This window comes from Paenibacillus sp. J22TS3 (assembly GCF_018403205.1).
Lineage (GTDB): Bacteria > Bacillota > Bacilli > Paenibacillales > Paenibacillaceae > Fontibacillus > Fontibacillus tuaregi.
On the sequence record NZ_BOSF01000012.1, the window covers coordinates 67,256 to 81,179 of the forward strand.

The window sequence follows — 13,924 nt, forward strand, 5'->3', positions numbered from 1 at the left end:
TTCTGGACTACTTACTGGACTACTTATAGGAGGGTTTAAGACTGTGACAAAATATATTTTCGTAACCGGGGGTGTGGTTTCTTCCCTGGGCAAAGGGATCACTGCCGCATCGCTGGGGAGACTGCTTAAGAACAGAGGGCTTAAAGTTACAATCCAGAAATTCGATCCATATATCAACGTGGACCCGGGAACGATGAGCCCGTATCAGCACGGAGAGGTGTTCGTTACGGATGACGGGGCTGAGACGGATCTTGACCTGGGCCACTACGAACGTTTCATTGATATTAACCTGTCTAAGAACAGTAATGTTACAACCGGTAAGGTCTACTCTTCGGTCATTAGTAAAGAGCGCCGTGGGGAGTACCTTGGGGGAACGGTTCAGGTTATTCCGCATATTACAAATGAGATCAAAGAGCGTGTATACCGTGCTGGCCGCGAAGCTGGATCCGATGTCGTGATCACAGAGATCGGCGGTACCGTGGGCGATATCGAGAGCCTTCCGTTCCTGGAAGCCATTCGCCAGATCAAGAGTGACATCGGGCGCGAGAATGTTATGTACATTCATGTAACCCTGATCCCTTATATTAAGGCTGCGGGTGAAGTTAAGACCAAGCCAACCCAGCACAGCGTTAAGGAGCTTCGCAGCATCGGGATCCAACCGAACGTCATTGTCTGCCGCACGGAGCATGAGTTGTCCTCCGACATGAAAGCGAAGATCGCCCTCTTCTGTGACATTGATGCCAGCGCGGTTGTAGAATGCCGGGATGCAGATACGCTGTATCAGGTGCCTCTGAACCTTCGTGAAGAGGGATTGGACGAGATTGTGGTAAACCACTTGAAGCTGACTACTCCGGCTCCGGATATGAGCGAGTGGGAAGATTTGGTGCACCGCATCAACAAGCTGGAGAAGACGGTAGAAATCGCGATTGTGGGCAAATACGTCGCGCTGCACGATGCTTATCTGAGCGTGGTTGAGTCCCTCTCTCATGCAGGTTTTGATGCCAACGCAGATGTGAAGATCCGCTGGGTTCATGCGGAAGAAGTGACCGATGAGAATGTGGAGGAAATGCTTGGTGGCGTAGGCGGTATCCTGGTTCCTGGCGGTTTCGGAGACCGTGGGATTGAAGGGAAAGTCAGCACGATCCGTTATGCGCGTGAGAAGAAGATTCCTTTCTTCGGCATCTGCCTCGGAATGCAGGTTGCTGTGATCGAGCATGCCCGTTCCTTGGCGGGATTGACAGGTGCGAACAGCTCCGAGATCAACCCGGCTACCGAGTATCCGGTTATTGATCTTCTACCGGAACAAAAGGATATTGAAGATTTGGGCGGAACGATGCGCCTTGGATTATACCCTTGTAAGCTTGCACCGGGTTCTCTTGCAGAACAATGCTATAACGATGAGCTGGTTTACGAGAGACACCGTCACCGGTATGAATTCAACAATGCTTACCGTGAGGTTATTGAGAAGGCAGGCCTGCGCATTTCGGGAACTTCCCCGGACGGCAGATTGGTTGAAATTGTAGAGTGCCCGGATCACCCTTGGTTCCTGGCTGTTCAGTTCCACCCAGAGTTTACTTCCCGTCCGAACCGTCCACAACCGTTGTTCCGTGAGTTCGTGAAGGCATCGATCACCCACAATTCTTAATATCGATTCGATATATTCACAAAAATGAAAAAATACTCCCGAAATTAGCAGGAATTTCAAATTCTTAAGCGAATATCTACACATCAAGCTGTCGGATAGCAGTATTTTGAGATGATTAGAGGGATTTCGGGAGGGTTGTTTCGTGGAAGATAAGAAGCTTCTGATCGTTGATGACCAGAATGGTATCCGGATTCTGCTGATGGAAGTGTTCAGCAGTGAAGGATACAAGACGTACCAAGCAGCAAATGGCAAGCTGGCTCTAGAAATTGTCCGCAGTGAATCGCCGGACCTGGTGCTTTTGGACATGAAGATTCCCGGAATGGATGGTCTGGAGATCCTGAAACATATTAAAGCGGTCAAGCCGGAAACCAAAGTCATCATGATGACGGCTTATGGCGAGCTGGATATGATTAAAGAAGCTACGGAACTCGGCGCTTTGATGCATTTCACGAAACCGTTTGATATTGATGAGATGCGGATTGCTGTAAATATGCAGCTTAAGGGCGGCGCAGTAATTTAGGACTCCGGTAACGGAGTCCTTTTTTTGTCACGATTATGGCCTAAAGGTTGGTTAGTATTTTTCCCGTAATGTGGTATAATAAGCAGGTGTGAGAATCGGGTAAAGAATAGACAAGCCAACTTTAGGAGGATGAACCATGCCATTAGTATCTATGAAAGAAATGTTGAACAAAGCACTTGAGGGGAAATATGCTGTTGGTCAATACAACATCAATAACCTGGAGTGGACACAAGCGATTCTGGCTGCCGCAGAAGAAGAGAAGTCACCAGTTATCCTTGGCGTTTCTGAAGGTGCTGCCCGCCATATGAGCGGTTTCTATACTGTGGTTAAGATGGTTGAAGGACTTATCCATGACATGAAGATTACAGTTCCTGTAGCCATTCACCTGGATCATGGATCAAGCTTTGACAAATGTAAAGAAGCGATCGATGCTGGCTTTACTTCTGTTATGATCGATGCTTCCCACGGCCCAATCGAGCAGAACATCGAAACTACGAAGAAAGTGGTTGAGTATGCTCATTCCAAAGGCGTTTCCGTTGAGGCTGAGGTTGGTCTCGTTGGTGGACAAGAGGATGACGTTGTCGCTGACGTAATGTACGCGAAGCTTGACGACTGTGTTCGTATCGTGAAAGAAACAGGTATTGATACTTTGGCACCAGCACTTGGTTCCGTTCACGGTCCTTACAAAGGTGAACCAAAACTTGGTTTCGCTGAAATGGAAGAAATCCGCGACGCTGTGAAGGTTCCACTTGTTCTTCATGGCGGTACAGGTATTCCTACTCATGATATTAAGAAAGCTATCTCTTTGGGTACTTCCAAGATTAACGTGAACACTGAGAACCAAATCGAGTTCACTAAAGCTGTTCGTGAAGTGCTTGCCGCACAAACTGAAGCTTACGATCCGCGTAAATACATCGTTCCGGGCCGTGAAGCAATCAAGAAGACAGTAATCGGCAAAATCCGCGAGTTCGGATCCAACAACAAAGCTTAATATAAATCGGTCACAGAAGAGGGATTCCGCCTAGGGCGGAGTTCCTCTTTTTTGTGCCGATATAGAGACAAAGATGCTTTTATAAGGCAGAAGTGGTATCATGGAAAGGAATTGTCAGAATCATTTTTGCCTGCAGGAGGAACCTCACTTTGATGGAAAAATTAATGATCAGCGGTGGTCGCCCGCTCAGGGGAACCGTTCAGATCAGTGGAGCGAAGAACAGCGCCATAGCGCTTCTGCCGGCGGCAATTTTAGCGGAATCAGAAGTTATTCTGGATAATTTGCCGGAGCTGAGTGATGTCGCTGTGTATACTGAAATTCTTGAAGACTTGGGCGCATCCGTGACTTGGTCCGGAAACCAGATCAAGATTGACCCAAGCCTTATTAAGTCGATTCCTATGCCAAATGGGCCTGTGAAGAAACTCCGGGCATCCTACTATATGATGGGGGCTCTTCTGGGACGGTTTGGCGAAGCCATAATCGGACTCCCTGGAGGCTGCAACTTTGAGCCCCGTCCAATTGACCAGCATATCAAAGGTTTTGAAGCGCTGGGCGCCACCGTGACCAATGAGCATGGCTCGATTCACCTTCATGCCAAGGAGCTGCGCGGTGCGAAGATATACCTCGATGTCAGCAGTGTAGGTGCAACGATTAACATCATGCTGGCAGCAGCCAGAGCCAAAGGCTCTACAATTATTGAGAATGCGGCCAAGGAGCCGGAGATTATTGATGTGGCTACCCTGCTAGTTTCCATGGGCGCAGTGATTAAGGGTGCCGGAACGGAGACGATCCGTATTGAGGGCGTTCGGGAAATGCATGGCTGCCGCCATTCCATCATCCCTGACCGCATTCAAGCGGGAACCTATATGATTGCCGCCGCGGCTACGCGCGGGGATGTTCTTATTGATAATGTTATTCCCAAGCATTTGGAGGCTTTAACAGCTAAGCTTATTGAAATGGGTGTAGGTGTGGAAGAGCTTGATGAATCCATCCGGGTCATCGGAGCCGCCTCGTATGGACATGCTGATGTGAAGGCGCTGGTGTACCCGGGCTTCCCGACAGATTTGCAGTCTCCTATGACCAGTCTTCTGACCCAAACGGAAGGGGTTAGCGTGCTTAGTGATTTCGTATACAGCAACCGGTTCAAGCATGTGCCGGAGCTGGTGCGAATGGGTGCCAAGATCCGTGTGGAAGGAAGAAGTGCGATCATTGAAGGCGGCAAGCTGAATGCAGCCAAGGTGAGAGCGGCTGATCTTAGAGCGGGAGCTGCTCTTGTGATTGCCGGGCTGACTGTGGATGAAGGAATCACGGAAGTATCCGGTGTAGAGCTCATCGACCGTGGATACGACCATCTCGTCACCAATTTGCGCGATCTTGGTGCGGATGTGTGGCGTCAGGCGGAGTAGCCTGTTAGAATGGGACGGAGCCCTGAAGTTAGCCGGCCTCATAAGGGGGCAGCTCTTCAGAGCTCTGCCGCATTTTTACAAGAGAAATTACTTGTGAATACAAATTCAGGTGTAACTGTTGATCCTCTCTGAACGTTGAAATAGTGAGAAGTGAGAACCCCTTTTTGGAATATTTTCTTCTTTGTCCGCATAACTCCCCCCACTACGGGTATAACTATTCTATAACTCTTAAGACGTCGTCATAGAATCCAGATTTCATAGAATCCTGCTCCATCACTTCAGATTGGAACTTCTTATTACCCTCGAGTACAACTTCTGGTACTTTCTGACACATACATCCAACTTACGTTGAATTATAAATTGAATAGGTGGTTAATGAAATGGATCTCCAAATTTCCGATCTGGAAGAAAAGAAGCTGACGGATTTGTACAAGCTTGCAAAGCAGTACCAAATTCCGTATTATGGTCAGCTCAAGAAAAAAGAATTGATTTTTGCCATTCTGCGCGCCCAGGCGGAGCAGAGTGGGCTGATGTTTATGGAGGGCGTGCTTGAGATTCTGCCGGAAGGATATGGCTTCCTGCGTCCGATCAACTATTTGCCAAGCACGGAGGATATTTATATCTCTGCTTCGCAGATTCGTAAATTCGACCTGCGTACGGGGGATCTGGTATCCGGCAAATGCCGTACACCGAAGGAGAACGAGCGTTACTTCGGTCTGCTTCAGGTCAATGCGGTGAATGGAGAAGATCCTGCCCAGGCGGCAGAGCGCCTGCATTTTCCTGCGCTTACACCGTTGTACCCACAGACCAAGCTGTCGCTTGAGACCTCGCCTACCCAGCTTTCCACCCGGATTATGGATTTGCTTGCTCCGGTGGGGCTTGGCCAGCGCGGCCTGATCGTTGCGCCTCCGAAGGCGGGTAAGACCCTGCTTCTGAAGGAAATCGCCAACAGCATCTCAACGAATAATCCGGATATCTCCTTGTTTGTGCTGCTGATTGATGAGCGCCCTGAGGAGGTTACGGATATGCAGCGTTCCGTTAAGGGGGAAGTCATTGCTTCCACCTTCGATGAGCTGCCTGAGAATCATATCAAGGTGGCTGAGCTTGTGCTGCAGCGTGCCCTTCGCCTTGTGGAGCATAAGAAGGATGTGGTCATCCTTATGGACAGTATTACCCGGCTGGCCCGGGCGTACAACCTGGTGGTTCCGCCATCCGGCCGTACCCTCAGTGGGGGGATTGACCCAGCTGCGTTCCATCGTCCGAAGCGGTTCTTCGGTTCAGCGCGGAATGTGGAGGAGGGCGGAAGCCTGACTATTCTGGCTACAGCCTTGGTGGATACAGGGTCGCGGATGGACGATATTATATACGAGGAGTTCAAAGGAACCGGTAATATGGAGCTTCATTTGGACCGTAAGCTTGCAGAACGGCGCATATTCCCGGCGATTGATATCCGCCGCTCGGGTACCCGCCGCGAAGAAGTGCTGCTGACGAAGGAAGAACTCGACACCATTTGGTCGATCCGTAAAAATATGAACGAAAGCTATGATTTTGTGGAAGGTTTCCTCAAAAAACTGCGTGATTCGAAGACGAATGCCGAATTCCTGGCTTCATTCGACGTGGCTGGCCAGGCCAGCGCGCCATCTTCACCCGGCAGCACTGCGCGTCGTTCCGGACGCCAGACTCCGTCCCCGATGAACACTTAACTAACGGCTTGACCCCATCGTTTTGGTCTCAAGCAAAGAGGGAGAACACAATGTATTTGGTATATGCAGATGAACAAGGCAATGTATTCGATCATCCTTCGCTGTATGGTCTAGCCCGCAGCGGAGATATGATCGTTGAGATTATGGAGGATGAACTGATTCCGCTGCCGGATGGTGCCACATTGGTGGGCCTTCCGAGCACCCGTCCGGTGGGTATGGACCCTGAAAGCGGGGAGATGCAGCCTCTGCCGGGCAATGTCCAGGCTGTGGGCGCACTGCTGCCGCAGGGGTATACCCGGCTCTGTCTTCCTGGTTACATCAAGACAGATAAGGAATATAAGCTGCCACTCTTCGGATATTCGGCTGTGGTATGGAGTGAGGGGAAATTCTACGTTACTGCCCGGTTGACGGATGATCCGGAGAAGTGGAATCCGCTCAACTGCGATCCGCTTGAGCTTAAAGCGGGGGTAAAGCGTCTCAAGCAGGAATACCCGGAGAATCGCCTATATGAGCATCTATCTAACTGTGCGCTGGGCTACGAGTGCCTAACGGCTTCCAATACGTTTCTGAACCGCTGGGAGGGGGCTGTTCCAGTCTCTTACTCCTGTAACGCAGGGTGCTTCGGATGTATTTCCGAGCAGCCGGATGACAGTGGCTTTGTCTCCCCGCAGACAAGGATGAACTTTCGTCCTCGCACCGAGGAGATTGTGGAAGTGATGCTGGAGCATTTGAAGACGCCAGAGTCGATTATCAGCTTTGGGCAGGGGTGTGAAGGGGAACCCTCCACGCAAGCCAAGCTCATTATTGACGCGATCCGCCAGGTTCGTCAAACTACGGATATGGGCTACATCAACATTAATACGAATGCAGGTTTAACCGATCACATTCGTGGCATTGTGGATGCCGGCCTTGACCTGATGCGTGTAAGTACGATCAGTGCTCTGGACGACCATTATAATGCTTATTACAAGCCTAGAGGCTACACACTGGCTAATGTGGAGAAGTCTCTTCGCTACGCCTCCGAACAGGGCGTCTATACTTCGATTAACTATCTCATCTTCCCGGGCGTTACCGACCGTGAGGAGGAGATTGAGGCGATGATCGAATTTGCCCGGCGGACCAAGCTTCGGCTGATCCAATGGCGTAATCTTAATATTGATCCAGAAAGTTATCTAGAGCTGATTCCTAAGGCACGCGGTGAGGTCCTTGGCATGAAGCAGGCCATTGAGATTTTTCAGGAAGAGCTCCCGGATGTGGTCATGGGCTCTTATTCTCATGTTCCGCCTGCCGAGCTTAGACGGTTTAAGAAGAGCGCCCGCTGATCTGTAATAAGCGATTGCAATTGTTGACATAATTATGATACAATCAGAGTTGGTTATTATAACTCTGGGTACGCATGAGACTCAGGGCGGAAAGAGGTGAATGTCATGAACCAAGCTATTCAACCGAAATATCACGTGACAACTGTTACTTGCGCTTGCGGCAACAAGTTTGAAACTGGATCCGTTCAAGAGGATCTGCGCGTGGAGATCTGCTCCGCTTGCCACCCGTTCTTCACAGGGAAACAGAAATTCCTTGATGCTGGCGGCCGCGTTGATAGATTTAAGAAGAAATACGGAATCTAATACGATCTTCTGTGCTGCAGCTTGATCGATATATGCAAATCCCCTCTGACGAGTCAGAGGGGATTTTTCTTGTGCATTTTATAAAAATACATGAAGATCGGTTAATTCTAAAGTTCATTTTATATAGGTGCTTAATTAGGAACTTATAATATGAGTGCGTTCCGGGAAGGGATTATTCACTAACAGTCAAGAACACCTGGTAATTCCCCTTTCCTTGTGCAAGGGGTATTAATTATTCTTTAACGTGATGGTCTGGTTAAGTTTGTCCCATACGGCCTGTTTGCCAAGCCCCAGTCTCCAGAAGGCTACGCCCTTCAAACCGTAACGCTTGGCGAGGCCTACCTTGGTATTCACGGTATTCTCATTCTCGCTGTACAAGTTTACTCCAAGTACGAGCTTGTCTTTAGGAGCCTCTTTCAGAGCGAGCTGGACAGCCTTATCCACCCGGTCTGCAGGCTGAGGCAGCTTCTCGTTGGTATAGGCGTAGGCCATAATGATAAGCTCATCCGCAAGCTCTCCGAGCCTCTTGTAGTCATAGCCATGATAAGACCCGTTCAGCGGCGGCAGGGCTAAAGAGAGCTTGAGGCCGGCTGCATGGGCAGCGTCTGCGGCTTCTTTGACCAGATTGTTATAGGAAGCCTGAACAGTTTGCGGATTTCCTGTAAGACCTAAGCCTTCGAGGTCCAGCAGGATTCCCTTGAACTGCTTCTGAATTGCGGTATCGACCATCTGGGTTAGGGCCTGCTTACGAGTGGTTTTATCCTCCGCCAACTTGGTTAGCTCGCCCTTGGCATCTCCCGAGTAGACAAGCAGATAAGGGGAGGTTCCGGCAGCAGCTGCATCTGTCACCAGCTTCTCGGGTGTGGTATCTCCGGCCGGCTTAGGCCACCAGAAATCTTTTCCCGTTGTGGTGAAATTGCTTTGGTCATCGATGCGGCTCCAGCCGAATCCAATCGCATTAAAGTCTGGAATCAGCGAGGCTTCGCTAAATGCCCCTTGGGCATAGAAGGCCAGCGTATACAATTTCTCACGTGGAGATACAATAGATACCGTGCTTGTAGAACCGTCCCACTTCACACTGGCACCGAACTGCTGGCTGAAGAAGCTCAGAGGAATCATGGTTGTGCCGTTGATCGTTTGTGGGGCAAGCGCCACGGCTACCTTTTGTCCGTTCACTGTCGCATTCTTGCTGCCCAGAGTCAGTATGACTTTTTTAGATGCTCCGCTGCTGTACTTGGTTGCAGTAATCGTTTTGGTCTTTGAGTCCCAGTTGACGGCTACGCCCAGTGCTTCGGAGATCGCCCGGAATGGAACGAGTGTCGTACCCTTTACAACTGTCGGCTGAGCAGGGAACGGTAGGGGGTACCCGTCAAGCAGGATGCTTACCTTGCCGGCGGCATGTGCAGATCCTGAACCAATCGCACCAAACGATGTGAGGGCGAGGGCCAGGCAGAGAACCGCCTTGGTTCTTTTTAATGTATTCATGATTCGAAAATAACCACCTTTCTGAGTTACAGCTGTAGTGAGTGGCTGCATTAACACCAGGTAAATCTATTAAATTATATCAAAAGTCTAGCAGTGAATGGAAGAAAAGGGAAAGAACCGGATGAAATTAGGGGTATATGTTGTTCCAACACAACAAGCCGGATAGGTGGACAATCTGTTAACTTCTTCTAACCGTTTGCATTTTAGACGGGCTTGAGATATACTTATTTTCACCGTGCTAGACGGGGAGGTAGCGGTGCCCTGTAACTCGCAATCCGCTGTAGCGAGGTTGAATTCCTATTAGAGGTCTTGTCGATGTGAGGTTTGGTCCTTGCAGTCAATGTTGACGGCTGGGTCCTCCGCAATGAGTAACTGTGAACCTGGTCAGGTCCGGAAGGAAGCAGCCATAAGCAGTCCCACTCTTGTGCCGGAGGGTGGCCTAGCCCGAGTTGTTCTGCAAGGGTGCCGCTTGGATCGCAATGATCAATAATAGGTGCACGGTACATCCATAAACAACAAGCACATCTTTGCCGATAGGCGGAGATGTTTTTTTATGCCTGAATGGCTGGATTTGGGATTAAAAGTTTTTCTCTCCCTGGGAGTATAGTATAATAAAAGTATGTGACCAGCGTTATTAACGTAATGTCCGAAAGAAGGTGCCGCAAGTGGAACATATCGCGCTGTACCGCGCTTGGCGGCCGCAGTCGTTTGAAGATATGGTGGGTCAGCAGCATATCATCCGGACGCTTCAGAATGCGATCCGGGAAGACCGGCTTTCCCATGCCTATTTGTTTAGCGGGCCTAGAGGAACCGGTAAGACGAGTGCTGCCAAAATTTTGGCCAAGGCCGTGAACTGTGAGAAGGGACCGGCAGCTGAGCCGTGTAATGAATGTGAAGCCTGCAGACGGATTACGGCGGGAGCGGTCATGGATGTTCTTGAGATCGACGCAGCTTCCAACCGCGGGGTCGAGGAGATCCGAGATCTTAGAGAGAAAGTGAAGTACGCTCCGACGGAAGTCCGGCACAAGGTGTATATCATAGATGAGGTTCACATGCTTACGACGGAGGCTTTTAACGCGCTGCTCAAGACGCTGGAGGAGCCGCCGCCACATGTGATGTTTATCCTGGCAACAACGGAGCCGCATCGCCTTCCGGCCACGGTTATATCACGTTGTCAGCGGTTTGACTTCCGCCGGGTCTCTCTGGAGGAACAGAGTGACCGGTTGAAGCAGATTTGCGAACAAGAGAATATTCAGGCCGATGACGAGGCTGTTCAGTATATTGCACGGTTGTCCGATGGCGGGATGCGAGATGCGCTAAGCATATTGGATCAGATTTCCTCGTTTACCGACGGGCATGTCACTTATGAGCAGGTTCTGGCTATGACCGGAGGGATTGCCTCGCGGCAGTTCGCCGAGCTGGCTGAAGCTTTAGCCCGTGGAGATATTGGTGGAATGCTTCAGATTATTGAGGGATTCATGCAGGAGGGTAAGAGCGCGGACAAGTGTATGGAGAACCTGATGTATTATTTCCGTGACCTGCTTATGATCAAGATGGTGCCGAAGGCGGAACACATGACGGAGCGCGTTCTGGACGCGCGGGAGTTCGAAGAGATGGCGAAAGCCTTTACAAAGCCGCAGCTGTTCGGTATTATCGACACGTTGAATCATTATCAGACGGAAATGAAATATGCTGCGCAGCCGCAGATGTTATTTGAAGTGGCTTTGCTTAAATTGTGCAGTATTACTGAGGGTGAGGCTCCGGGCCTGTCTGTTCAGACTGCCGCTTCAGCAGGAGCATCTGCCGGAAATGCGGACGCTTCCGAGGTAGGGCAGCTTAGACGTCAGCTTGCCGAGCTTGAGAAGAAGCTGAATCAGGCGCTTAAGAATGGCATACCGGCAGGTGGGGGAGGTTCTGAATCCGGAGGGGGTTCTCGTCCTCAGGCTAGCAGATCTCCGGCGCCAAGAATCTCGAATCTTGCCAAGATTCCGGCGAACCTGGACCGTTATCTTGCCCAGCGTAACTCCCCGGAATTTACAGCTGTTCAGAATAAGTGGAATCAGATTCTCCAGCGTGTGAAGGAGGAGAAAGTGACCATCCATGCCTGGTTCATGAATGGGGAGCCTGTTTCCGTCTTGGACAACACCGTATTGGTGGCTTTTAAGAACGACATCCACAGGGAGACCACGGAGAAGCCGGCCAATAAGGAAGTGATTGAACGGATTCTGGAACAGCAGCTGGGTGGACCATTCCGCCTGGTCAGCATGATGCTTAAGGATTGGAACGAAGCAGTTGAGGGAGCAGGGTCTAATGCTGCGCCTGAACCTTTTCAATTAGAACCGGGTCCTGAGGATACGGGGGCAAGTAAAGAACCCTGGGTAGATGAGGCTCTTCATATTTTTGGAGACGACCTTGTTGTTATAAAAGAGTGATTCGCAGGTAAGGAGTATATCCACCCGCAATTGCTTGGTGTTACATTCATAGCTAGAAATTAATCTAAAGGAGCGTTTCCCATGAACAATATGAACCAAATGATGAAACAGGTTAAAAAGATGCAGGAGCAAATGCTGAAAGCTCAAGAAGAGCTCGGCGAAAAAACGATCGAAGGAACTTCCGGCGGCGGCGTGGTTACAGTTCAAGTGAACGGCCACAAAAAGGTGCTGTCCATCAATATTAAACCGGAAGCTGTAGATCCTGATGATGTGGAAATGCTTCAAGATCTCGTATTAACTGCGGTTAATGACGCTTTAACTAAAGCGGAAGAGCTGGCTAATCAGGATATGGGCAAATTCACGGGCGGTATGAAAATTCCAGGACTGTTCTAATTACACTATCGAAGGAGCACACGAATATTGTATTATCCCGAACCGATCGCCAAGCTGATCGATGCATTTACGCACCTGCCGGGAATTGGGCCTAAGACGGCAGCCAGACTGGCTTTTCACGTGCTGCGCATGAAGGACGACGATGTGGTGGATTTCGCTAAAGCTTTGGTTAGTGTAAAACGGAATCTTCATTATTGTTCAGTCTGCTGCAACATCACGGACACAGACCCGTGCCGGATTTGTCAGGATAAGACCCGAGATGCTTCTGTGATCTGTGTGGTTCAGGAGTCCAAGGACTTAGTGGCCATGGAGAGGACGAAAGAATTCGACGGTTATTATCATGTTCTTCAAGGGGCGATCTCTCCCATGGAAGGGATTGGTCCGGATGAAATCCGCCTTAAGGAGCTGCTCGGCCGTCTTAGTGATGAGCGGGTACAGGAGTTGATTCTTGCGACGAATCCGAACATTGAAGGTGAAGCCACAGCTATGTATATTTCCAGGCTGGTTAAGCCTTTTGGCATCCGTGTGACCCGGATTGCTCACGGGCTGCCGGTAGGTGGAGACTTAGAATATGCGGATGAAGTAACGCTATCGAAGGCGCTTGAGGGCCGTCGGGAGCTTAGCTGAGCACAATTCTAATCAATGAATGAAATAAATGTGTATGACGGAAGCCTCTTGGGGCTTCTTTTTTTGGTTCTAAGTTTGTCCTTTCCCAGATATGTATGGAATACGGAATGTGAACAGTCGGACAGGGCTGGTTGAATTCTGTCTGTACAGAGGGAGGGGTATGAGTGGCTTGGTGGACAAAATGGACCGAGAGTATGAAGAAGCAGCGGGCAGCAGATCATGATTACGAGCGCAAGGCTCACATTTACGAAGAAATCCGTCTGGCTAAGGCAGAATGGGAAAGAGCTTATATGGCTTTCCAAGAGGCTGTAGGCGAGGACGAGATTGATTTTGCGGTATATACTTTGGAGGCTGCTGAAAGACGATATCAGATCCATTTGAAAGAGGCCAAGAAGGAATCCCAGTGGGGTCCGAATTATTATGGAATGCCATATTAATCATGTGAATACGAAGGAGGCGTAGTGACTGTGAGATGGGTTTTTACAGGTGTATTAGTTGCGTCATTGATCTTAATCGTATATATACTGGTAACAAGAAAGCTCGGGTTCAGCTGGCTGACCAAGCTCGGTCTTCATGTTGTTCTTGCTGCTCTTGGTATCTATGTGGTGAATTACTCAGGTATTGTGTCCGATCTGTATATCCCTTTGAATCCGATAACTATGAGTACTGTGCTTTTGTTAGGACTACCTGGAGTGGCTCTCCTAATAGGGATAAAATTAACATGGACTTAATGATTGACGGGTGCTTGGCATCTGTGTTACATTATAAATCGCTCCTTTGAGGGGACAAGCGCTTTTGACAACTTAGAAAAATCGGTTGAAAAAAAGTGTTGACTACTGAAGAAGCAATGTGATATATTATAAAGGTCGCTGCTGAAACAACGCGGTGATGAACAAAAGCGAGTTTGATCTTTGAAAACTGAACAACGAGTGAGATACAAGGTTGAAGAACTTCGGTTCTTTGATCGAATGAGAATTAATTTTCTCGTCAGATTCAAAATGAGCAAGTCAAACACTTTAATGGAGAGTTTGATCCTGGCTCAGGACGAACGCTGGCGGCGTGCCTAATACATGCAAGTCGAGCGGACTTGATGGAGA

The 13,924-nt window shown here is 49.5% G+C and carries 13 protein-coding genes, 1 rRNA gene and 1 other RNA gene; 14 read left to right on the forward strand and 1 reads right to left on the reverse strand.

Going from position 1 to position 13,924, the window contains the following annotated elements; translation table 11 throughout:
• The first annotated feature begins 43 nt into the window (after positions 1-43).
• From KJS63_RS24940 to rpmE, 7 genes are all read left to right on the forward strand, one after another.
• A complete protein-coding gene (locus KJS63_RS24940) occupies positions 44-1,645 on the forward strand; it encodes a CTP synthase (protein WP_068612843.1) in 1,602 nt (533 codons plus the stop codon).
• A gap of 142 nt (positions 1,646-1,787) precedes the next feature.
• The gene (locus KJS63_RS24945) at positions 1,788-2,165 is read left to right on the forward strand and encodes a response regulator (protein ID WP_068612846.1); all 378 of its coding nucleotides are present in this window, start codon (positions 1,788-1,790) and stop codon (positions 2,163-2,165) included.
• Positions 2,166-2,301: 136 nt separating this feature from the next.
• Entirely contained in the window at positions 2,302-3,156 is an 855-nt protein-coding gene (locus tag KJS63_RS24950; protein ID WP_068612849.1) for a class II fructose-bisphosphate aldolase, read from the forward strand.
• A gap of 152 nt (positions 3,157-3,308) precedes the next feature.
• On the forward strand, positions 3,309-4,562 hold the full coding sequence (locus KJS63_RS24955) for a UDP-N-acetylglucosamine 1-carboxyvinyltransferase (RefSeq protein ID WP_068612852.1): 1,254 nt from the start codon (positions 3,309-3,311) through the stop codon (positions 4,560-4,562).
• Between the two features lie 380 nt (positions 4,563-4,942).
• Entirely contained in the window at positions 4,943-6,265 is a 1,323-nt protein-coding gene (gene rho, locus KJS63_RS24960; protein ID WP_213621550.1) for a transcription termination factor Rho, read from the forward strand.
• Between the two features lie 50 nt (positions 6,266-6,315).
• Positions 6,316-7,587: a radical SAM family protein gene (locus tag KJS63_RS24965; protein WP_068612857.1), complete on the forward strand. Its 1,272-nt coding sequence runs from the start codon at positions 6,316-6,318 to the stop codon at positions 7,585-7,587.
• A gap of 105 nt (positions 7,588-7,692) precedes the next feature.
• Positions 7,693-7,890, forward strand: a complete 198-nt coding sequence (gene rpmE / locus KJS63_RS24970; protein WP_068612860.1) for a 50S ribosomal protein L31 — start codon at positions 7,693-7,695, stop codon at positions 7,888-7,890.
• A 228-nt stretch (positions 7,891-8,118) separates the two neighbouring features.
• On the opposite strand, the gene KJS63_RS24975 is transcribed toward rpmE, so the two are convergent.
• Positions 8,119-9,375 carry a stalk domain-containing protein gene (locus KJS63_RS24975; RefSeq protein WP_213621551.1) on the reverse strand — a complete coding sequence of 419 codons (1,257 nt, stop codon included), beginning with the start codon at positions 9,373-9,375 and terminating at the stop codon, positions 8,119-8,121.
• A gap of 233 nt (positions 9,376-9,608) precedes the next feature.
• Between KJS63_RS24975 and ffs the strand changes: the two genes are divergently transcribed.
• The 7 genes from ffs to KJS63_RS25010 form a co-directional block, all read left to right on the forward strand.
• An RNA gene (ffs, locus tag KJS63_RS24980) (signal recognition particle sRNA large type) lies at positions 9,609-9,876 on the forward strand.
• Positions 9,877-10,040: 164 nt separating this feature from the next.
• Positions 10,041-11,807 (forward strand): DNA polymerase III subunit gamma/tau, encoded by a 1,767-nt coding sequence (gene dnaX, locus KJS63_RS24985; RefSeq protein ID WP_213621552.1) that lies wholly within the window; start codon positions 10,041-10,043, stop codon positions 11,805-11,807.
• Positions 11,808-11,888: 81 nt separating this feature from the next.
• Entirely contained in the window at positions 11,889-12,200 is a 312-nt protein-coding gene (locus KJS63_RS24990) for a YbaB/EbfC family nucleoid-associated protein (protein ID WP_213621553.1), read from the forward strand.
• Between the two features lie 27 nt (positions 12,201-12,227).
• Positions 12,228-12,827, forward strand: a complete 600-nt coding sequence (recR, locus tag KJS63_RS24995; RefSeq protein WP_068612872.1) for a recombination mediator RecR — start codon at positions 12,228-12,230, stop codon at positions 12,825-12,827.
• Between the two features lie 194 nt (positions 12,828-13,021).
• Entirely contained in the window at positions 13,022-13,264 is a 243-nt protein-coding gene (locus KJS63_RS25000; RefSeq protein WP_082927062.1) for a DUF2508 family protein, read from the forward strand.
• Between the two features lie 30 nt (positions 13,265-13,294).
• A complete protein-coding gene (locus KJS63_RS25005; protein ID WP_068621807.1) occupies positions 13,295-13,558 on the forward strand; it encodes a pro-sigmaK processing inhibitor BofA family protein in 264 nt (87 codons plus the stop codon).
• Positions 13,559-13,843: 285 nt separating this feature from the next.
• A 16S ribosomal RNA gene (locus KJS63_RS25010) occupies positions 13,844-13,924 on the forward strand; the annotation flags it as partial.

Excerpts from the sequence above, each read along its gene's own strand:
- KJS63_RS24950 (WP_068612849.1), top strand. The coding sequence starts at position 2,302 with ATGCCATTAGTATCTATGAAAGAAATGTTGAACAAAGCACTTGAGGGG.
- KJS63_RS24955 (WP_068612852.1), top strand. The coding sequence starts at position 3,309 with ATGGAAAAATTAATGATCAGCGGTGGTCGCCCGCTCAGGGGAACCGTT.
- rho (WP_213621550.1), top strand. The coding sequence starts at position 4,943 with ATGGATCTCCAAATTTCCGATCTGGAAGAAAAGAAGCTGACGGATTTG.
- KJS63_RS24965 (WP_068612857.1), top strand. The coding sequence starts at position 6,316 with ATGTATTTGGTATATGCAGATGAACAAGGCAATGTATTCGATCATCCT.
- rpmE (WP_068612860.1), top strand. The coding sequence starts at position 7,693 with ATGAACCAAGCTATTCAACCGAAATATCACGTGACAACTGTTACTTGC.
- KJS63_RS24975 (WP_213621551.1), bottom strand. The coding sequence starts at position 9,375 with ATGAATACATTAAAAAGAACCAAGGCGGTTCTCTGCCTGGCCCTCGCC.
- KJS63_RS24990 (WP_213621553.1), top strand. The coding sequence starts at position 11,889 with ATGAACAATATGAACCAAATGATGAAACAGGTTAAAAAGATGCAGGAG.
- KJS63_RS25000 (WP_082927062.1), top strand. The coding sequence starts at position 13,022 with ATGAAGAAGCAGCGGGCAGCAGATCATGATTACGAGCGCAAGGCTCAC.